Origin of the sequence: Variovorax boronicumulans NBRC 103145, from assembly GCF_001591345.1 — a bacterium.
GTDB classification, from domain to species: domain Bacteria; phylum Pseudomonadota; class Gammaproteobacteria; order Burkholderiales; family Burkholderiaceae_C; genus Variovorax; species Variovorax boronicumulans.
Window position 1 is genome coordinate 1 of the sequence record NZ_BCUS01000026.1, and the last position, 18995, is coordinate 18995.

Sequence of the window (18995 nt, forward strand, 5' to 3'; positions counted from 1 at the left end):
TGATCGGCGGCGTCGCCACCGGCGCGGTCAGCGAGGATGCCTCGACGCCGAATCTGAGCACCAGCGGTGCGTTGACGATTGCGGATGTCGACCAAGGCCAGTCGAACTTCGCGCCACAGGCGAGCACCGGCGGCGGCAACGGCTACGGCAACTTCACGCTGGCGGCTGATGGCAGCTGGACCTATACGGCCAACAACAGCCAGGCGGCGATTCAACAGCTGGGCGCGGGTCAGTCGCTCAGTGACAGCTTCACTGCAGTCTCGTCCGACGGGACGGCCAGCCAGGTGGTGACCGTGACCATCACCGGTACCAACGATGTGCCGGTGATCGGTGGTGTGGCCAGCGGTGCGCTGAGCGAGGACGCCTCGACACCCAACCTGAGTACCAGCGGTGCGTTGACGATTGCCGATGTCGACCAAGGCCAGTCGAACTTCGCGCCACAAGCGAGCGTCGGCGGCAGCAACGGCTACGGCAACTTCACGCTGGCGGCCGGCGGCAGCTGGACCTACACGGCCAACAACAGCCAGGCGGCGATCCAGCAACTGGGCGCAGGTCAATCGATCATCGACAGCTTCACCGCCGTGTCCTCCGACGGCACGGCCAGCCAGCTCGTGACGGTGACCATCACCGGCACCAATGACGTGCCGGTGATTGCTGGCGCCGCCAGCGGCGCGGCGCAAGAAGACGTTGCAGTGTCCGGTGGCAACCTCGCAACCAGTGGGGCGCTGACGATCGCCGATGTCGATGCGGGTCAGTCGAACTTCGCGCCTCAAGCCAGCACTGCCGGCGGCAATGGCTACGGCAGCTTCACGCTGGCGGCTAATGGCGCCTGGACCTACACGGCCAACAACAGCCAGGCGGCAATCCAACAGCTGGGCGCAGGTCAATCGATCAGCGACAGCTTCACGGCAGTCTCGTCCGACGGGACAGCCAGCCAGGTGGTGACCGTGACCATCACCGGGACCAACGACGTGCCGGTGATTGGTGGCGTCGCCAGCGGCGCGGTGACCGAGGATGCCTCGACACCGAACCTGAGCACAAGCGGCGCGCTGACGATTGCCGATGTCGACACAGGCCAGTCCAGCTTCACAGCCCAGGCCGGCACCGCCGGCAGCAACGGCTACGGCAGCTTCGCGCTGGCGGCCAATGGCAACTGGACCTACACGGCCAACAACGGCCAGGCAGCGATCCAGCAGCTGGCCGCAGGTCAATCGCTCAGCGACAGCTTCACGGCAGTCTCGTCCGACGGGACTGCCAGCCGGGTGGTGACCGTGACCATCGCCGGCACCAACGACGCACCCGTCCTGAGTGCTGCCGCGACACCCGCTCTGGCGTCGGTCAACGAGGATGCCGGCGCACCGGTCGGGGCCGTCGGGACGCTCGTATCGAGCCTGGTGAATCTGAATCCGCCGGCCGGCGGTCTCGACAACGTGACCGATGCGGACAACGGCGCCATCACCGGCATCGCGTTGACGGGCGTGAATGCCGCCAACGGAAGCTGGTGGTATTCCACCAACGGCGGCGCCAACTGGGCGGCGGTGGGGGCGGTGTCGGGCGCGTCCGCCCTGCTGCTGGCCGCGGACGCGAACACGCGTGTCTACTTCCAGGCGAATTCGAACTTCAGCGGGACCGTCAGCGATGGCATCACCTTCCGCGCCTGGGATCAGACGAGCGGCGCGGCGGGCGCCACGGTGAGCACAGTCACGAACGGGAACAGCTCCGCGTTCTCGAGCGCGACCGACACGGCGAGCATCACCGTCATCGCGGTGAACGACAACCCGGTCGCCGTGGCCGACAGGATCATCGTGTCGAACAGCACGCTCGTCACGCTGTCGGTGAGCTCGCTGCTCGGCAACGACACCGACATCGACGGTCTCGCCTTGACGATCACCAGCGTCGGCGGCGCGGTCGGAATTTCCGGCCTGACCCTGGACGCCGCCAACGGCACGATCAGCTTCACCAGCGGCAGCACGGCGGGCGCCACGGCCGGCAGCTTCCAGTACACCGTGTCGGACGGCGCCGGGGGTACCACCACGGCGACGGCGACGATCGACATCAGGGCCGTGTCCGGCGGCAACGGCGCCGACACGATCGATCTCGGCGCGACCGGCGCCTACCAGGCCTCCTTCATCGACGGCCGCGGCGGCGCCGACGACCTGACCGGCGGTGTGGGCGGCGACGTCTTCATCGGAGGAAGCGGCAACGGGGCCGACACGCTGCTCGGCGCTTCCGGCAACGACCTCCTGATCGGCGGCGACGGCAACGACACCCTGTCGGGCGGCGCCGGCAACGATGTCTTGCGAGGCGGCCTGGGCAGCAACGACTCGATGGATGGCGGCGACGGCAGCGAGGACCTGCTCGACTTCTCGGATGGGTCGGTGGCGGTCAATTTCACGTTGGTCCAGAGTGCCGCACCGACCAGCATCGTCAACGGCACCGCCGGGCTCGGCAACAACGACACCTACCAGAACATCGAAGGCGTGATCGGAACGGGCCTGGCCGACACCCTCACCGGCAGCGCCTCGAACGACATCATCCGCGGCGGCGCCGGCAACGACACGCTCGATGGCGCAGGGGGCACCGGTGATCTGCTCGACTTCTCGGACGGCACCGCCGGCCTCACCTTCACGCTGACGCAAAGCAGCAGCACGACAAGCTTCAATGCCAGCGCCGCCGGGCTCGGCACCGACGGCTACAAGAACTTCGAGGGCGTCATCGGCACGGCCTTCGGCGACACGATCACCGGTTCGGCGTCGAACGACCAATTGCGCGGCGGTGGCGGCAACGACGTGATTAACGGCCTTGCGGGCGACGACCGCATCGTCGGCGGGACCGGCGCCGACCTGCTCACCGGCGGCGCGGACAACGACACCTTCGTCTTCGACTCGGCGCCCAACGCGGTGGATTCGGTCACCGACTTCAATGCTTCGGGATCGGCGGCGAGCGGCGACCTGATCGAGCTGTCGCGCGGCACGTTCACGGCCCTGACGACCGCGAGCGGCAGCACGCTGTCGGCGGCCGAGTTCGCGTCCTTGAACGGCGGCGGTGCCGGAGACACGGTGGGGGCGGGCGTGCATGTGATCTACGACAGTGCGACGGGCAACCTGTACTACGACGCCGACGGCCTCGGCGCCGCCAACCGCACGCTGGTGGCGACGTTGACGCTGAGCAACCCGGCCGACACCTTCGACAGCAACGACATCAAGGCCGGCGTGTGAGATCCCGCTTGCCGCCCGCGGAGGCGGGTGGCGGCACACGAGAGAAATCGACATGAAGCCTCTTCTGCAGCTTCTCGAGCGACCGCTTCTCTTTGTCGCGGGCTTCTCGTTCTTCGTGAACCTGCTGCTGCTCGCCCCCGCGCTCTTCATGCTGCAGGTCTTCGACCGCGTGCTGACGAGCCAGAGCCAGGAGACGCTGCTGGTGCTGCTGCTCGGCGTCGGCGTGGCGCTCGGCCTGATGCTGGTGCTGGACTACCTGCGCAGCCGGCTGCAGGGCGTCGCGGGCAACCTGATCGCCGATCAGCTGTCGCCGGTGGTGGCCAAGGTCATGCTGGCCCGCACGGCGCGCCGCGCCGAGCGCGCGCCCTGCGAAGGCTTGCGCGACGTCGCGGCGCTGCGCAACCTGTTTTCCTCCCAGGGGCTGCTGGCCCTGTTCGATGTGCCATGGACATTCGTCTATGTCGCGGTCATCTGGCTGGCGCATCCGATGCTGGGCATGGCCGCGGCCGTCGCGTCGGTGCTGATGCTCGTCCTTGCCGTGGTGAACGACCGCATCACGCGCCGCGATATCGAAGCCCTGCAGAAGGAAGCCGCCAGGGCCACGCGCTACCTCGAAGCCTCGATGCAGAACGCGGAGCTGGCGCAGTCGCTCGGAATGGGAGAGGCGGTGATCGGGCGCTGGCGGAATCTCAACGCCGGCGTCGCCGCGCTGCAGGGGCCGACCGCGCGCAAGTCGGTGGCGATGGCTGCGCTCACGCGCACCACGCGCCAGGCGGTGCAGGTCCTGTTGCAGGCACTGGGCGCTTACCTCGTCATCACGGGCGAAGGCACGCCGGGCATCCTGGTGGCCTGCACCATCCTGCTCGGCCGGGCGCTGGCGCCGGTCGAACAGGTGGTGGGGAGCTGGCGCGTGCTGGCCGAAGGGCGCCTGGCCTTCGCGCGCCTGTCCGAAGTGCTGGGCGCCGCCGAGCGCCAACCGCAACGCATGGCGCTGCCGGCGCCGAGCGGCCGGCTGTACGCGGAGGGCCTCGTGTTCCGGCCTGCGCAGGGCGAACGGATGATTCTTGCCGGCGTCTCGCTGAGCCTGGAGCCCGGCGAGTCGCTGGCCATCACCGGCCCCAGCGGCGCCGGCAAGTCGACCCTGGTGCGCCTGCTGACCGGCCTGTGGCGGCCCCACGCAGGTGTCGTGCGGCTGGACGACGTCGACCTCGCGCAATGGCCGCGCGAAGAACTCGGCCCCTGGCTCGGCTATGTGCCGCAGGATGTCGAGCTGTTCGCCGGCACCGTCGCCGACAACATCGCGCGGCTGGGTGAGGTCGACCCGGACAAGGTCGTGCAAGCGGCGCAGCGTGCCGGCGTGCATGCGCTGATCCTGACACTGCCCGAGGGCTACGACACCGTCGTCGACATCATGGGCGTGATGCTGTCGCCGGGCCAGCGCCAGCGCATCGCGCTGGCACGCGCGCTCTATGGCAACCCGAAGCTGCTGGTGCTGGACGAGCCCAACTCCAACCTGGACGGGGCGGGCGAACTGGCGCTGGGCGAGGCCTTGAGGGCGCTGCGCGGGCAGGTCACGGTGGTCGTCGTCACGCACCGCAGTGCGCTGGTGCAGCACATGGACAAGCTGCTGGTGCTGGAGGCCGGCCGCGTCAAGCAGTACGGACCGGTGGAGGAAGTGATGCAGACGATCAGGCGTTCGGGCCAGAACACGGGCGGCGCCCAGGTGGTGATGATGCCGCCGCGCCCTGCGGAGAAGGTGTCATGAATCCAGGTGCCATGAATCACGCGGCGCATGCGATCGCGGCCAACGACCCGCTGGCGCTCCATGTGCGCGAAATGCGCCGCCTGACGCACTGGGGCCTGGCGGTGCTGGTCTGCGGATTGCTGCCGGCTGCTGCGTGGCTGAGCTTCGCGCCGCTGTCGTCCGCCGTGGTGGCGCAGGCCCATGTGAAGGTGGACCTGAACCGCCGCCCGGTGCAGCATGCCGAGGGCGGCATCGTGCGCGAGGTCCTGGTGCGCGACGGCCAGCATGTGCGGCAGGGGGAGCCCTTGCTGGTGCTGGGCGACGTCTCGGTCGATGCCGACAGCAACCGGCTGGACCACCGCGTCAAGACCGAGCGCGCCAGCCTCGCGCGTCTCGATGCGGAGCAGACCATGGCGCGCGCGATCGCCTTTCCTCCCGACGTGGTCGAGACCGCGGCAACCGACCCGCGCCTGGCAGCGCAGCTGGACAAGGAGCGCGCATTGTTCGAGGCGCGGCGCGATGCGCTGGTGGGGCAGGTGCGGCTGCTGCGTTCGCAGCGCGAGAAGGTGGCGGAGGAAATCGTCGCGCTGCGCGCCCAGATCATGCGGGCGAGCGAGTCGATGAAGTTCCAGAAGAACGATCTGGAGACCAACCGCAAGCTGCTCAACGACGGCTTCGTCTCGGCCACGCGCATCGCGCAGCTCGAAGGCACCGTGGCCGACTACGGCGTGAAGATCGAGGAGCGGCGCGCGGAGCTGGCGCGCGCCGAGCAGCGCACGGTCGATGCCGATCTGCGCATCCGCTCGCTGGAGAGCGACTACCGCCAGCAGGCGAGCGACCAGCTCAAGGTCACGGCGGCCCGGCTGGCCGAGATCGAGCAGGAGCGGCGCAAGTCGGCCGACGCCTCGGCGCGCCAGGTGATCACGGCGCCGGCCAGCGGCGAGATCATCGATCTGAAGTATTCGACGCCCGGCGCAGTGATCCCGCCTCGCGAAACCATCGCCGACGTCGTGCCGGACGACAGCCGCCTGGTGACCGATGCGCGCGTGCGTCCCGAGGACATCGGCCGGATCCGGCGCGGGCAGCTGGCCGACATCCGCTTCACGGCATTCAAGTACCGCACCACGCAGCTGGTGCACGGCAAGGTGATCTATGTGTCGGGCGACCGCCTGATCGACCGTGCGACCAACGCGCCCTACTACTCGGTGCTGGTCGAGGCCGATAGGGCTGCGCTCGCGACGGCGGGAGACCTGAAGCTGCTCGCCGGCATGCCCGCCGAGATCTACCTGCAGGGGGAGGAGCGCACCGCACTCCAGTACCTGGTGGAGCCGATCACCCAGGTGCTGCGCCGCGCCGCGCGCGAGCGTTGATGCGCCGTGAGCGCTCAGCCGGGCCTGCCGTCCAACCGGGCCCGGGTCGGCACGGGCCAGCAGCGCACGGCAAACAGGCCGAAGCCCCGGCGGTTGTGTGCATCAGCGGGAGAAGTCCGCTTGCTGTCTGAGGTCTGCGGCCGGAGCCGCTTCCGGCGTCTCTCGCCTACTCGTTGTTGGGCAACTGCTGCCGGATCGGGCTCTTCGGCCGCAGCCCCGGCGTCACGTCCAGTTCCATCTTGTCGGTGCCGCGCTGCAGCGCGAAGCGCGCGGTGTCGCCCGGCTTGAGCCCGGCCACGGCGGTCAGCAGGGCCTGCACGCTGTCGGTCTTCTTTTCGCCCACCGAGGTGATCACGTCGCCCGGGCGGATGCCGGCCTTGGCGGCGGGGCCGTTCTGCAGCACGCCGGTGATGATCACGCCCGCGTCGGCCTTCACGCCGAAGGTCTCGGCCAGTTCGGGCGACAGGTCGCTCGGCTCGACGCCGATCCAGCCGCGGCGCACCTGGCCTTCCTTCACGATGCCCTCGAGCACGATCTTGGCCATCGACACCGGAATGGCGAAGCCGATGCCCATGCTGCCGCCCGAGCGCGAATAGATGGCGGTGTTGATGCCCTGCAGGTTGCCGTTGACGTCGATCAGCGCGCCGCCCGAGTTGCCGGGGTTGATGGCCGCGTCGGTCTGGATGAAGTTCTCGAACTGGTTGATGCCCAGCTGGTTGCGGCCCAGCGCCGAGACGATGCCGCTGGTCACGGTCTGGCCGACGCCGAAGGGGTTGCCGATAGCCAGCACCTGGTCGCCCACCAGCAGCTCGTCGGAGTTGCCCAGCACGATCACCGGCAGCTTGTCGAGCTCGATCTTGAGCACGGCCAGGTCGGTGTCGGGGTCGGTGCCGATCACCTTGCCGCGCGCGTGGCGGCTGTCGTTCAGGGTGACCTCGATTTCGTCGGCGCCCTCGACCACGTGGTTGTTGGTGAGGATGTAGCCGTCGGTGCTCACGATCACGCCGCTGCCCAGGCCCACCTGGGGCTGGTCGGCCTGGTCGCCGAAGAAAAAGCGGAACCAGGGGTCGTTGCTGCGCGGGTGGCGCTGCGCGGCCTTGCTGGTGTTGATGCTCACGACCGCCGGCGAGGCCTTCTTGGCCGCCGCGCTCAGGCTGCCCGCGGCGGGCACGGCCGGCGCGCCGCTGGGCGCTTCCACGATCGACACCACGCCGCCCAGCGAGGTCGAGCGCTTGTGGATCCACTCGGGCTTGAGCGTCGCGACGACGAAGTAGGCCGCCAGCAGGACGGTCACGGCTTGGGCAAAGAGCAGCCAGGTGCGTTTCATGAAAGCTTGAAGAAAGAGCGTTGGAAAAGCGCTGAAAGACGGCGCCGGTTGCAATTGTCCCTCAACCGGCCTGGCGCCATAGACCGCGCGGCAGGGTCGAGATTGCGCGGCCTGCGGGGCGTGAATACGGGCTAACCCTTAGTATCGGCAGGCGATCCGATCCGGATCGCCCCCTCAGGCCTTCCGCGTCGCCCACCCGGCGGACGCGGCCAGGCGATTCTTTCGTCGGCGTGCCACGCTCTGCCCCTATCCGGTTCAAGGCAGGCGAGCGGCCACGATACCCCTGCTGCCATGACCTCAGAAGCTACCTACACGGACGGCGCCACGCCCGCTCCGGCGCGCACGCTCGATGCGCGCGACTACAAGACCCTGGCCCTGTCCGCACTCGGCGGCACGCTCGAGTTCTACGACTTCGTCATCTACGTCTTCTTCGCGACCGTGCTGGGCGCGCTGTTCTTTCCCGCCGACATGCCCGACTGGCTGCGCCAGCTGCAGACCTTCGGCATCTTCGCGGCGGGCTACCTCGCGCGGCCCGTGGGCGGCATCGTCATTGCGCACTTCGGCGACCTGCTGGGGCGCAAGCGCATGTTCACGCTGTCGATCTTCCTGATGGCGGCGCCCACGCTGGTGATCGGCCTGCTGCCCACCTACGCGAGCATCGGCGTCGCGGCGCCCCTGTTGCTGCTGGCCATGCGCGTGCTGCAGGGCGCGGCCATCGGCGGCGAGATGCCCGGCGCCTGGGTGTTCGTGGGCGAGCACGTGCCGGCCAAGCGCTATGGCTTCGGCATCGGCACGCTGACCTCGGGCATCACCGGCGGCATCCTGCTGGGTTCGCTGGTGGCTGTGGCCATCAACCGCCATTACTCGCCGGAGCAGGTGAACGACTTCGCCTGGCGCATTCCCTTCATCCTGGGCGGCGTGTTCGGGCTGTTCTCGGTCTACCTGCGCCGCTTTTTGCACGAGACGCCGGTCTTCAAGGAGCTGGCCGGTCGCAAGACGGTCGCCCGCGAACTGCCGCTGCGCACCGTGCTGCGCGAGCACCGCCTGGCGAGCGTGTACGTGGGGCTGCAGACCTGGGTGCTGTCGGCCGCGATCGTCGTGGTGGTGCTGTACACGCCCACCTACCTGCAGAAGGTGCACCACATTCCGGCGGCGCTGGCGCTCGAGGCCAACGCGCTCGCCACGCTGACCCTGACCATCGGCTGCGTGATCGTCGGCTGGGCCAGCGACCGCATCGGCACGCGCGCCGTGATGCTCATCGGCTGGGGCGGCCTCTTTGCCACCGCCTACCTGTTCTACACCGGGCTGCCCGGCACGCCGGCCACGCTGTTCTGGCACTACGGGCTGGTGGGTCTCTTCGTGGGCACCATCGCCACCGTGCCGATCGCGGGCGTGCGGGCGTTTCCGGCGCCGGTGCGCTTCACGGGGCTTTCTTTCGCCTACAACATGTCTTATGCCGTCTTCGGCGGCCTGACGCCGGTGATCCTCACGCTCTGGCTGCAGCACGACCCCATGGCGCCGGCGCACTACGTCGCCGCGCTGGCGGCGCTGGGCTTCCTGCTCGCCCTGTGGCCCCTGGCCGCACGCGGCCACCCGATGCGCGATGGCGCGCCGGCCGCAGGGAGCGCGACAATGTCGCGATGAGCACCACACGCCACGAACTGCTTCACGCATTCGACCTGCTGCTGGCCCCCGGGCGCTTCAAGGATTACGGACCCAACGGCCTGCAGGTCGAAGGGCGCACCGTGGTCCGCAAGATCGTCTCGGGCGTGACCGCCAGCCGCGCGCTGATCGAGGCCGCGATCCACGCCGAGGCCGATGCCATCTTCGTCCACCACGGCCTGTTCTGGCGCGGCCAGGACGGCTGCGTCACCGGCTGGATGAAGCAGCGCCTGGGCCTGCTGCTGGGCGATGACGTCAACCTCTTCGCCTACCACCTGCCGCTCGACGCGCACCCCGAACTGGGCAATAACGCGCAGCTCGGCCTGCAGCTGGGGCTCGTTGCGCATCCGGGGTCGGCCGGGCGCTTCGGCGAACAGGAGCTGGGCTTCCTGGGCGCGCGCGAGAACGGCGAGAACTTTGCCAGCGCCAAGGCCTTGGCGACCCATGTCGAGAAGGTGCTGAAACGGCCCGTCACGCTGGTCGACACGGCCCACCGCCCGATCAAGAACATCGCATGGTGCACGGGCGGCGCCCAGGGCTACTTCGAGGCCGCCATCGCGGCCGGCGCCGACGCCTTCATCACCGGCGAGATTTCCGAGCCGCAGGCGCACTACGCCCGCGAGCTGGGCGTGGCCTTCCTGGCCTGCGGGCACCACGCGACCGAGCGCTATGGCGCGCAGGCCGTGGCGGCCCATGTGGCGGCGCAGCTCGGGCTGAAGCACGAATTCATCGACATCGACAACCCCGCATGAAGGCGCCGATCGCGATCACGCTCGGCGACCCGGCGGGCATCGGCCCCGAGATCATTGCCAAGGCCTTCCACGACGCGCCCGACGCCGTGCGCGGGGCGTTCGTGGCTGGCGACGTCGGCACGCTGCGAAAAGCCTCGCAGGCGCTCGCGGCGCCGGGGCGGCTGGCGTGGCCTGTCGTGGAGATCTCCAGCGTTGCTGAAGCGGCTGCCGTGCCGCCGGGGTGCATCCCGGTGCTGCAGGTGATTGCGCCGCCGAAGGGCATCGTGCAGGGGCGCATCAGCGCCGAGGCCGGCCGCGCCGCCGGCGACTGCGTGGTGTGGGCCGCGCGCGCCGCGTTGCGCGGCGAGATATCGGCCCTTGTCACCGCGCCGCTGCACAAGGAAGCGCTGGCCGCGGCCGGCTTTCCGTACCCCGGCCATACCGAGCTCCTGCAGGCCGAGGCCGCCGCCCATCTGGGCCGCACTGTGGCCGATGTGCCCGTGCGCATGATGCTGGCCAACGACGAGCTGCGCACCGTGCTCGTGAGCATCCACATGTCGCTGCGCGACGCCATCGAGGCCGTGCGTTTCGACGGCGTGCTGGACACGCTGCGCATCACCCATCGCGCGCTGACCCATGCGCTCGGCCGGCCGCCGCGCATCGGTGTGGCCGGGCTCAACCCGCACGCGGGCGAGGGCGGCCTGTTCGGTTCGGAAGAGCGCACCGTCATCGCGCCGGCCATCGAAGCTGCGCGCGCCGAGGGCATCGATGCCCAGGGGCCCCATGCACCCGACACCGTCTTCATGCGCGCGCGCGCCAAGGCCGGCGTGCCGTCCAGCGGCGAGTTCGACGTGGTGATCGCGATGTACCACGACCAGGGCCTGATCCCGGTCAAGTACCTTGGGGTGGAGAAGGGCGTGAACGTGACGCTCGGGCTGCCGCTGGTGCGCACCAGCCCGGACCACGGCACGGCGTTCGACATTGCGGGCCAGGGCGTGGCCGATGCCTCGAGCCTCGTCGAGGCGCTGCGCATGGCGCGAACGCTGGCCGGCGCCTGAGCGCGCGGCCGGAAAGAAAAGCTCAGGGACGCTTCAGGCTGTCGCGGATTTCGCGCAGCAGCGTGATGTCTTCCGGCGTGGCGGCCGGCGCTGCGGGGGCAGCTTCTTCGGTCTTGCGCAGCTTGTTGATCTGCTTGACCATGATGAAGATGATGAAGGCGAGGATCACGAAATTGACAGCAATCGTGATGAAGTTGCCATACGCCAGCACCGGCACGCCGGCCTTCTTCAACTCCGCCAGCGTGTTCGTCACGCCCGGCGGCACCGTGCCCAGGATCACGTAGAGGTTCGAGAAGTCGAGCTTCCCGAACACCATGCCCACGAGCGGCATGATGATGTCGGCCACGAGCGAGTCGACGATCTTGCCGAACGCCGCCCCGATGATCACGCCGACGGCGAGGTCGATGACGTTGCCCTTGACGGCAAACTCCTTGAATTCACTGAGGATGCTCATGATTCAGAAAGGGTGCTGAAGACCTGCTGTTGAAAGGGGTGCCAGTATGCCTGTGGAAGCGGGGGCCAAGACGGGCGGCGCCTCGGGTGATGCGGGACCGCAACTCAGGAATGACCGCTGGCGGCTCCTGCTTGGAACGGACGGAGGGTACCCAGTCTCCGTAGCTAAACCTTGCCGACTACGCTTTGGAACGTCTTGTTTCCAATTTCGCGGGATGGGTAGAACCGGTCGGATACGTCGTGTTTTGCTCTCGAAAAGAAGGCAAAACGGCGCTGTACGGGCATTTCGGAAGCATCCTGGAACGCAGGCAAAGCCCCATTGACAGTGCACTGCACTGGTACGATGAGAGGGGAGCAGTGGGGAGCGGCCGCGCGAAATCGACCTTCAAGACTTCTGTCTGTCAGAGCGCATTCGCCCTGGGTGCGCCAGATTCTTGCGTGACCCCGCGATGAATTCTGCACCTTTGTTGCCTGAATTTGCCAGTTTCAGCGCGACTATAGCTGTTCAAATTTTTACATAAATGGTGCCGCGTAGTGGCGGCGATCACAAGTGTTTGAAAAAGAAGCGCGATACAAGAGAGCGGATGTGCGAGCCTCGCATGCCTCCGGGAATTGCTGTTCTTTCGCCGCTTCGTTGTTGATACGACTGACTGACTTTCAAGGGACCTGAATTGAGAAGAGATGCGAAAGCCCTCGCGTGGGTAGCGCTTGCCGGCGCGGTATTGCTCCAAGGCTGTGCCGTGGTGCCCGGCATGGGTTCGGTGGAGCCTTACGAAGCGGGTGGCGAGCTGCCGTCACAGTTCCGCTACCTTCCCGATGAAGCGCCTGAAGGCGAAATCACTCCGATCTCGCTGGCGCTGGTGCGTACGCTAGCGGAGGTGTCGCCCAAGGGGGTACCGCCTGAGGTGCAGGCGCTATTCGGTAAAGGGGCTCGCTACACCATCGGGTCGGGTGACGTCGTGGGCGTCATCGTGTACGACCACCCTGAGCTGCTGCCCAATGCGGGTGCTGTGATTTCGCAGTCGGCCGACCCGACTGGTGTGCAGGTGGCGCCAGGCTTCATCGTCGATGCGGATGGTGAGATTGCCTTTCCCTACATAGGTCGCGTGCGCGTGGCAGGGCTGAGCGAAGGCGACGCTTCTGACCTGATCGGAAAGCTGCTGCGGCCGCATGTTCGCGATCCGCAGGTGACGGTGCGTATCCAGTCCTTCCGAAGCCGTCGCGCTTATGTGGAAGGCGAAGTGCGCGTTCCGGGGTCTCAGATCTTCACTGATGTGCCCATGACGCTGAACGAGGCAATCAACCGTGCCGGTGGCATGACGGCCAATGCCAATCGCGCGGCCGTCACGCTCATTCGCGATGGCCGCTCAGTCCCGATCGACATGACCCGGCTGCGTGAGGCCGGCTACGACGGGAACAACATCCCCCTGAAGAACGGCGATACCGTTCGTGTGGCGCACCGGGAAGACTCCAAGGTCTTCGTGATGGGCGAAATCATGGCGCCTGTCGCTCTGTCCATGCGCAGCAACGGGCGTTTGAGCCTCAGCGAGGCCTTGGGCGAGGCGGGTGGTCCGATGACGACCACCTCCAACGCCGGCCAGATCTATGTGATTCGCCAAGGCGCGACCGGCGCGCCGGCCATCTTCCATCTGAACGCCAAGAACCCGGCGACGATGGCTCTAGCCAGCCAGTTCCGGTTGCAGTCGCAGGACGTCGTGTATGTCGACCCGGTGCCGCTGGTCAAGTGGAACCGCGTGGTCAGTCTGATCCTGCCGTCGGCACAGGTGGTCAACAACGCCAGCGAGGTTTACGTCAGACATCGCTAATTGAGTCTGACCCGGGCCGAGTTTTTGAGGTTTGCGTCACGGGTCTGACTGCTCTTGAAGTCAGCAGCCGCGAATGCGGTGTGGCGGCATGACTCTTGATCGAGTCTGTCGCCAATTTTTCGTCTCCAGTGCTTTCAATATGCAAGTCATTCAATCAACTCAACCTATCGCGATCATTGGCCTCGGCTACGTGGGGCTTCCCCTCGCTGTGGAATTTGGCAAGAAGCGTCGGGTGGTCGGCTTCGACATCAACGCAAAACGCATCGCAGAGCTGCAGGGTGGACACGATCACACGCTCGAAACCACCAGCGAAGAGTTGAAGGCGGCAACGCAGCTGGCATTCACTTCGCATGCCGATGACTTGCGGGACTGCGCTGTCTTTATCGTGACTGTGCCCACGCCTATCGACGATGCGAACCGTCCCGATCTGACGCCGCTGGTCAAGGCCAGTGAAACCGTCGGTAAGGTCATGTCGAAGGGAGCAATCGTCATCTTCGAATCGACGGTCTATCCCGGCGCGACAGAAGAAGTGTGCGTTCCCGTGCTTGAGAAATTCAGCGGCAAGAAATTCAATGTCGATTTCTTCTGCGGATACAGCCCGGAGCGGATCAATCCTGGCGACAAGGTCAACACGCTCACCAAGATCAAGAAGATCACCAGTGGCAGCACGCCCGAGGTGGCCGATGTGGTCGATGCGCTCTACAACGAGATCATCACCGCCGGCACGCACAAGGCCGCTAGCATCAAGGTGGCTGAGGCCGCCAAGGTGATCGAGAACACGCAGCGCGACTTGAACATCGCGCTGGTCAATGAGCTTTCGGTGATCTTCGAGCGCCTGGGCATCGACACGCTCGACGTGCTCGAGGCCGCAGGCAGCAAGTGGAACTTCTTGCCCTTCCGTCCGGGACTCGTGGGTGGACATTGCATCGGCGTGGACCCGTACTACCTCACGCACAAGGCGGAGCAGGTCGGCTACCACCCTCAGGTGATATTGGCTGGTCGCCGCATCAACGACAACATGGCGCGCTATGTGGCTCGCAACACGATCAAGTTGATGTTGAAGAACGGCATGGACGTGCCGCGTTGCCGCATCGGTGTGCTGGGCATCACCTTCAAGGAAAACTGCCCTGACATCCGCAACAGCAAGATCGTCGACATGGTTCGCGAGTTCGAGGCATGGGGCGCTGCTGTGGAAGTTGTAGACCCATGGGCCGATGCTGAAGAGGTGGCCCGCGAATATGACCTTCAACTCGGTCAAGTCGATGCGGATCATCCGGTCGATGCGCTCGTCGTTGCCGTGGGCCACAACGAATACCGTCGCGCGACCATGACCGAGCTGCGCGCCCTGTGCCGAGGCGAACAGCCCGTGCTGGTCGACGTCAAGAGCCTATTCAACACCAAGGAAGCCCGCGACAGTGGCTTCTCCGTGTTCCGCCTGTAAGTCATTTCTCGTTTCTTTCTCGACATGAAAAACTTTGCCCTCATCGGCGCTGCCGGTTACATCGCTCCGCGCCACATGCGTGCCATCAAGGACACGGATAACCATCTGGCGGTGGCCTACGACATCAACGATTCGGTCGGCATCATCGACAGCATCTCGCCGCAGAGCGAGTTCTTCACCGAGTTCGAACGCTTCTACGAGCACGCGCAGCAACTCAAGCGCAACCCCGCGACCACGCTGGACTACGTAGCAATCTGCAGCCCCAACTACCTGCACCATCCGCACATTGCCGCGGGCCTGCGCCTGGGTTGCGACGTGATCTGCGAGAAGCCCCTGGTGCCCACGCCGGATCTCATCGACGAACTGCAACGCGTTGAAAAGGAAACCGGCAAGCGTGTCTTCAACATCCTGCAACTGCGCCACCACGAAGCCATCCTGAAGCTGCGCGACAAGGTGGCAGCGGCGCCCGCAGACACCAAGTTCGACGTCGAGCTGACCTACATCACCTCGCGTGGCAAGTGGTACATGGAAAGCTGGAAGGGCGACAACCGCAAATCGTTCGGCGTGGCGACCAACATCGGCGTGCACTTCTACGACATGCTGCATTTCATCTTCGGCAAGCTGCAACGCAACGTGGTGCACTACAGCGGCACGGCCAAGGCGGCGGGCTACCTCGAATACGAGCGCGCACGTGTGCGCTGGTTCCTGTCCATCGACGCCAACGATCTGCCGGCCGACGTGAAGGGCAAGAAGACGACCTTCCGCAACATCGACGTCAGCGGCGAGAAGCTCGAGTTCTCCGAAGGCTTCACCGACCTGCACACGGTGAGCTACAAGGAAATTCTGGCCGGCCGCGGCTATGGCCTCGAGGATGCGCGCCACTGCATCGAGACCGTGAACATGATTCGCAGCGCCACGCCCGTCCAGGGCGAGCATGGCGAAGTGCATCCGTTCGTTCGACATCTCGCCTAACGGACCGCGAACTCGGCATGGCATACAAAGCCCACCCCACCGCGATCGTCGACGAGGGCGCCCGCATCGGCGACGGCACCCGCATCTGGCACTGGGTGCACGTCAGCGCACAGGCGTCCATCGGCGAGGGCTGCTCCCTCGGCCAGAATGTTTACGTCGGCAACGACGTAACGATCGGCCACAACGTCAAGATTCAGAACAACGTCAGCGTCTATGACGCAGTCACCCTGGAAGACGACGTGTTCTGCGGGCCGAGCATGGTCTTCACCAATGTCTACAACCCGCGGTCGGCTGTCACACGCAAGGACGAATACCGCCGCACCCTGGTGAAGCGGGGTGCAACGCTCGGCGCCAACTGCACCATCGTCTGCGGCAACACTGTGGGCGAATACGCCTTTGTCGGCGCTGGCGCCGTGATCAACAAGAACGTGCCGGCCTATGCGCTCATGGTCGGCGTGCCGGCCAGGCAGATCGGCTGGATGAGCGAGTTTGGCGAGCAACTCGCGTTGCCGCTGCAAGGCTCAGCCGAAGCCATTTGCGCGCACACCGGTGCGTGCTACGTACTCGACGGCAATGCCGTGACCAAGTTGGATGCCAAGACGCCATGATCGAATTCATCGACCTCAAGACTCAGCAAGCCCGTATCAAGGACCAGATCGACGCCGCCATTCAGCGCGTGCTGGCGCATGGTCAATACATCCTTGGGCCTGAAGTGGCCGAGTTGGAAGAGAAGCTGGCGGCCTATACCGGCGCCAAACATTGCGTCACCGTGGCCAATGGCACGGATGCTTTGCAGATCGCTCAGATGGCGCTTGGCATCGGGCCGGGCGATGAAGTCATCACACCGGGTTTTACGTACATCGCCACTGCCGAGACGGTGGCGCTGCTGGGCGCCAAGCCGGTGTACGTGGACATCGATGCGCGCACCTACAACCTGGACCCGGCGCTGCTGGAGGCTGCAATCACGCCGCGGACCAAGGCCATTGTTCCGGTGAGCTTGTATGGGCAGTGTGCGGATTTCGACGCGATCAATGCCATTGCCGAAAAACACGGAATTCCGGTGATTGAGGACGCGGCGCAGAGTTTTGGCGCGACTTACAAGGGGCGCAAGAGTTGCAACCTCAGCACGATCGCGTGTGCCAGCTTTTTCCCCAGCAAACCGTTGGGTTGCTATGGCGATGGTGGGGCGATATTCACCAACGATGACGAATTGGCGAAGGTGATGCGGCAGATTGCCCGGCATGGGCAGGATCGGCGGTACCACCACGTTCGGGTTGGCGTGAATAGTCGGCTCGATACGTTGCAGGCTGCGGTGCTGCTGGCGAAGCTGGAGATATTCGATGATGAAATTGCCAGCCGGCGGCGAGTGGCTGTGGAGTACGCGCGCTTACTGGAAGAGCGTGGTATTGCTGGCGCTCCCTACGTCGAGCCGCATAACCAGAGTGCGTGGGCACAGTACACCGTGCGTGTAGCCGAGCGAGAGGCGCTGCAAGTGCGAGCCAAGGAGGCTGGAGTTCCAACCATGGTGCATTATCCCATTCCGTTGAATCAGCAACCTGCCGTTGAGAACAAACAGGCCAAATTACCGATAGGCGACGCTGTTGCGAAAGAAGTACTGAGTTTGCCGATGCACTCTTATTTGACGCAAGAAGAGCAAATAAGAATTGTAAAGTCCATCGAGAGCGTCTTTGTTTAATTCGAAAGCATGGATTCAGCCTCGATCTTCCGAGCGCGGTAGGGCTTCATTCCGAAATCCGTGGTGTGGATTTGTTTAATTGGCAATATACAACTTGCCAAATGGGGTTCCATGTTTCGCTCAGGTTTTCTTCGCTCCGCCTCCCTCTTGGTCGGGGGGACCGCCATTTCTCAAGGGCTGTCTCTTTTGGCATTGCCATTATTGACTCGGTTATATGGGCCTAGCGACTTTTCTATGTTGGCCGTGTATGCCTCCGTGCTTGGGATAATCTCGGTAGCAGCATGCTTGCGGTTTGAAATCGCAATTCCAATTCCGTTAAAAGATAGAGATGCGATTAATTTACTGACGCTGGCGCTTGGGTCTTCTGTAACTATATCCTTACTAATAGCGTTACCGATAGCGATATTCCCGCAGAAGATAGCAATTTTTTTTTCTTCACCTCAACTGGAAGCCTACCTTTGGCTGCTTCCTGTAGGTGTATGGCTAAGCAGTTCGTATTCCGCGTTGCAATTTTGGGCGACACGGAAGAAAAAATTCGGTCTCATCAGTAGAACAAGAATTTCTCAGGCCATTGGAGGTGTTGGCTCACAAGTTGCCTTAGGCCTCCTTGGGTTAACTTCGCTCGGGCTGGTATTGGGGCAATTAATAAACAACTGTGCGGGAATTTTCGGACTGGCCAGAGAGGCCTACAAAGTCGACAGAATGCTTCTGAGGGCCATCAGAAAGCGAGAGTTAACGAGGATCTTCAAAGAGTACGAAAGGTTTCCAAAATACTCAACCTTCGAATCTCTAGCGAATAGTGCAGGTATTCATCTTCCAATAATTTTAATCGCTGGACTCTCGATTGCAGGGGAGGCGGGATATCTGATGCTGGCAAGTCGGATTATGGCAGCGCCATTGACTTTAATTGGTGGGGCCGTGTCTCAAGTGTATTTGTCGCAAGCCCCTGACGAATTGAGAAATGGAAATCTTGGCGCCTTTACCGCAAAAGTGTTGTCGGGATTAATGAAGACAGGGGTTGGCCCGTTGGTTTTTATTGGGATAACTTCGCCTATTCTATTTCCAATAGTGTTTGGGAAGAATTGGCAGCGTGCCGGTGAAATGGTCGCATGGATGACGCCTTGGCTTATATTTCAATTCCTGTCATCGCCTTTATCGATGGCTCTTCATGTCACTAAAAATCAGCGATTAGCGCTAGGGGTTCAACTAGGCGGTCTGTTTATTCGTGTGGGAAGTGTGCTTCTTGCTGCCTATTGGCTAAAAAACTTCGTATTTGAGTTTTATGCAATATCCGGCCTTGTCTTTTATCTGGCCTATGTTTTGGTTATTGGTCGCACCTCCAAAATTCGCTCGCACCATTTCAGCGAGGGGCTCTTTTCTAATTTATCAATTGTGGCTGGCTGGGCAGTCATGGGGCTTGCTGTTAATCATTTAATTAATTATTGCATGCCGTTAATTTTCCAATAGTTGTGAGTCGAGACTCTTTGTATTGCAAAA

At 64.3% G+C, this 18995-nt stretch carries 14 protein-coding genes; 12 read left to right on the forward strand and 2 right to left on the reverse strand.

Translation table 11 applies throughout. The annotated features are described in order from the left end of the window. The 3 genes from VBO01S_RS10200 to VBO01S_RS10210 all read left to right on the forward strand — a co-directional run. Nucleotides 1–3218, forward strand: a 3218-nt coding sequence (locus tag VBO01S_RS10200; protein WP_169805040.1) for a beta strand repeat-containing protein, incomplete at its 5' end; no start/stop codon positions are given. Between the two features lie 52 nt (nucleotides 3219–3270). Beyond that, a complete protein-coding gene (locus VBO01S_RS10205) occupies nucleotides 3271–4983 on the forward strand; it encodes a type I secretion system permease/ATPase (RefSeq protein ID WP_062473637.1) in 1713 nt (570 codons plus the stop codon). After that, nucleotides 4980–6332: an HlyD family type I secretion periplasmic adaptor subunit gene (locus tag VBO01S_RS10210; protein WP_255221090.1), complete on the forward strand. Its 1353-nt coding sequence runs from the start codon at nucleotides 4980–4982 to the stop codon at nucleotides 6330–6332. Before VBO01S_RS10205 ends, VBO01S_RS10210 begins: the two co-directional genes overlap by 4 nt. Nucleotides 6333–6498: 166 nt before the next feature. Here VBO01S_RS10210 and VBO01S_RS10215 read toward each other — a convergent pair whose 3' ends face one another. Further along, complete coding sequence (locus VBO01S_RS10215) at nucleotides 6499–7659, reverse strand: S1C family serine protease (protein ID WP_062473641.1); 1161 nt, start codon at nucleotides 7657–7659, stop codon at nucleotides 6499–6501. Between the two features lie 291 nt (nucleotides 7660–7950). On the opposite strand from VBO01S_RS10215, the gene VBO01S_RS10220 reads away from it, so the two are divergent. The 3 genes from VBO01S_RS10220 to pdxA are packed head-to-tail and all read left to right on the forward strand — an operon-like array spanning nucleotide 7951 to nucleotide 11110. Next, nucleotides 7951–9303: an MFS transporter gene (locus VBO01S_RS10220; RefSeq protein ID WP_062473643.1), complete on the forward strand. Its 1353-nt coding sequence runs from the start codon at nucleotides 7951–7953 to the stop codon at nucleotides 9301–9303. Continuing rightward, nucleotides 9300–10073, forward strand: a complete 774-nt coding sequence (locus VBO01S_RS10225) for a Nif3-like dinuclear metal center hexameric protein (RefSeq protein WP_062473645.1) — start codon at nucleotides 9300–9302, stop codon at nucleotides 10071–10073. Before VBO01S_RS10220 ends, VBO01S_RS10225 begins: the two co-directional genes overlap by 4 nt. Continuing rightward, a complete protein-coding gene (pdxA, locus tag VBO01S_RS10230) occupies nucleotides 10070–11110 on the forward strand; it encodes a 4-hydroxythreonine-4-phosphate dehydrogenase PdxA (RefSeq protein ID WP_062473647.1) in 1041 nt (346 codons plus the stop codon). Before VBO01S_RS10225 ends, pdxA begins: the two co-directional genes overlap by 4 nt. A gap of 22 nt (nucleotides 11111–11132) precedes the next feature. Here pdxA and mscL read toward each other — a convergent pair whose 3' ends face one another. After that, on the reverse strand, nucleotides 11133–11564 hold the full coding sequence (gene mscL / locus VBO01S_RS10235; RefSeq protein WP_062473649.1) for a large conductance mechanosensitive channel protein MscL: 432 nt from the start codon (nucleotides 11562–11564) through the stop codon (nucleotides 11133–11135). A gap of 751 nt (nucleotides 11565–12315) precedes the next feature. On the opposite strand from mscL, the gene VBO01S_RS10240 reads away from it, so the two are divergent. The 6 genes from VBO01S_RS10240 (at nucleotide 12316) to VBO01S_RS10265 (ending at nucleotide 18965) form a co-directional block, all read left to right on the forward strand. Beyond that, nucleotides 12316–13389, forward strand: coding sequence for a polysaccharide biosynthesis/export family protein (locus VBO01S_RS10240; RefSeq protein WP_082818073.1), 1074 nt, complete (start codon nucleotides 12316–12318; stop codon nucleotides 13387–13389). Between the two features lie 139 nt (nucleotides 13390–13528). Continuing rightward, nucleotides 13529–14830, forward strand: coding sequence for a Vi polysaccharide biosynthesis UDP-N-acetylglucosamine C-6 dehydrogenase TviB (gene tviB, locus VBO01S_RS10245; protein ID WP_062473653.1), 1302 nt, complete (start codon nucleotides 13529–13531; stop codon nucleotides 14828–14830). A 24-nt stretch (nucleotides 14831–14854) separates the two neighbouring features. Continuing rightward, a complete protein-coding gene (locus VBO01S_RS10250; protein WP_062473655.1) occupies nucleotides 14855–15802 on the forward strand; it encodes a Gfo/Idh/MocA family protein in 948 nt (315 codons plus the stop codon). A 17-nt stretch (nucleotides 15803–15819) separates the two neighbouring features. Next, nucleotides 15820–16410 (forward strand): acyltransferase, encoded by a 591-nt coding sequence (locus tag VBO01S_RS10255; protein WP_062473657.1) that lies wholly within the window; start codon nucleotides 15820–15822, stop codon nucleotides 16408–16410. Further along, nucleotides 16407–17498 (forward strand): DegT/DnrJ/EryC1/StrS family aminotransferase, encoded by a 1092-nt coding sequence (locus VBO01S_RS10260; RefSeq protein WP_062473659.1) that lies wholly within the window; start codon nucleotides 16407–16409, stop codon nucleotides 17496–17498. The genes VBO01S_RS10255 and VBO01S_RS10260 overlap by 4 nt, the downstream gene beginning before the upstream one ends. Nucleotides 17499–17609: 111 nt before the next feature. After that, nucleotides 17610–18965 (forward strand): lipopolysaccharide biosynthesis protein, encoded by a 1356-nt coding sequence (locus VBO01S_RS10265; RefSeq protein ID WP_082818074.1) that lies wholly within the window; start codon nucleotides 17610–17612, stop codon nucleotides 18963–18965. Nucleotides 18966–18995: the final 30 nt, after the last annotated feature.

Coding starts and splice junctions, on each gene's coding strand:
- VBO01S_RS10205 (WP_062473637.1), top strand. CDS start 3,271: ATGAAGCCTCTTCTGCAGCTTCTCGAGCGACCGCTTCTCTTTGTCGCG.
- VBO01S_RS10210 (WP_255221090.1), top strand. CDS start 4,980: ATGAATCCAGGTGCCATGAATCACGCGGCGCATGCGATCGCGGCCAAC.
- VBO01S_RS10215 (WP_062473641.1), bottom strand. CDS start 7,659: ATGAAACGCACCTGGCTGCTCTTTGCCCAAGCCGTGACCGTCCTGCTG.
- VBO01S_RS10220 (WP_062473643.1), top strand. CDS start 7,951: ATGACCTCAGAAGCTACCTACACGGACGGCGCCACGCCCGCTCCGGCG.
- VBO01S_RS10225 (WP_062473645.1), top strand. CDS start 9,300: ATGAGCACCACACGCCACGAACTGCTTCACGCATTCGACCTGCTGCTG.
- pdxA (WP_062473647.1), top strand. CDS start 10,070: ATGAAGGCGCCGATCGCGATCACGCTCGGCGACCCGGCGGGCATCGGC.
- mscL (WP_062473649.1), bottom strand. CDS start 11,564: ATGAGCATCCTCAGTGAATTCAAGGAGTTTGCCGTCAAGGGCAACGTC.
- VBO01S_RS10240 (WP_082818073.1), top strand. CDS start 12,316: ATGGGTTCGGTGGAGCCTTACGAAGCGGGTGGCGAGCTGCCGTCACAG.
- tviB (WP_062473653.1), top strand. CDS start 13,529: ATGCAAGTCATTCAATCAACTCAACCTATCGCGATCATTGGCCTCGGC.
- VBO01S_RS10250 (WP_062473655.1), top strand. CDS start 14,855: ATGAAAAACTTTGCCCTCATCGGCGCTGCCGGTTACATCGCTCCGCGC.
- VBO01S_RS10255 (WP_062473657.1), top strand. CDS start 15,820: ATGGCATACAAAGCCCACCCCACCGCGATCGTCGACGAGGGCGCCCGC.
- VBO01S_RS10260 (WP_062473659.1), top strand. CDS start 16,407: ATGATCGAATTCATCGACCTCAAGACTCAGCAAGCCCGTATCAAGGAC.
- VBO01S_RS10265 (WP_082818074.1), top strand. CDS start 17,610: ATGTTTCGCTCAGGTTTTCTTCGCTCCGCCTCCCTCTTGGTCGGGGGG.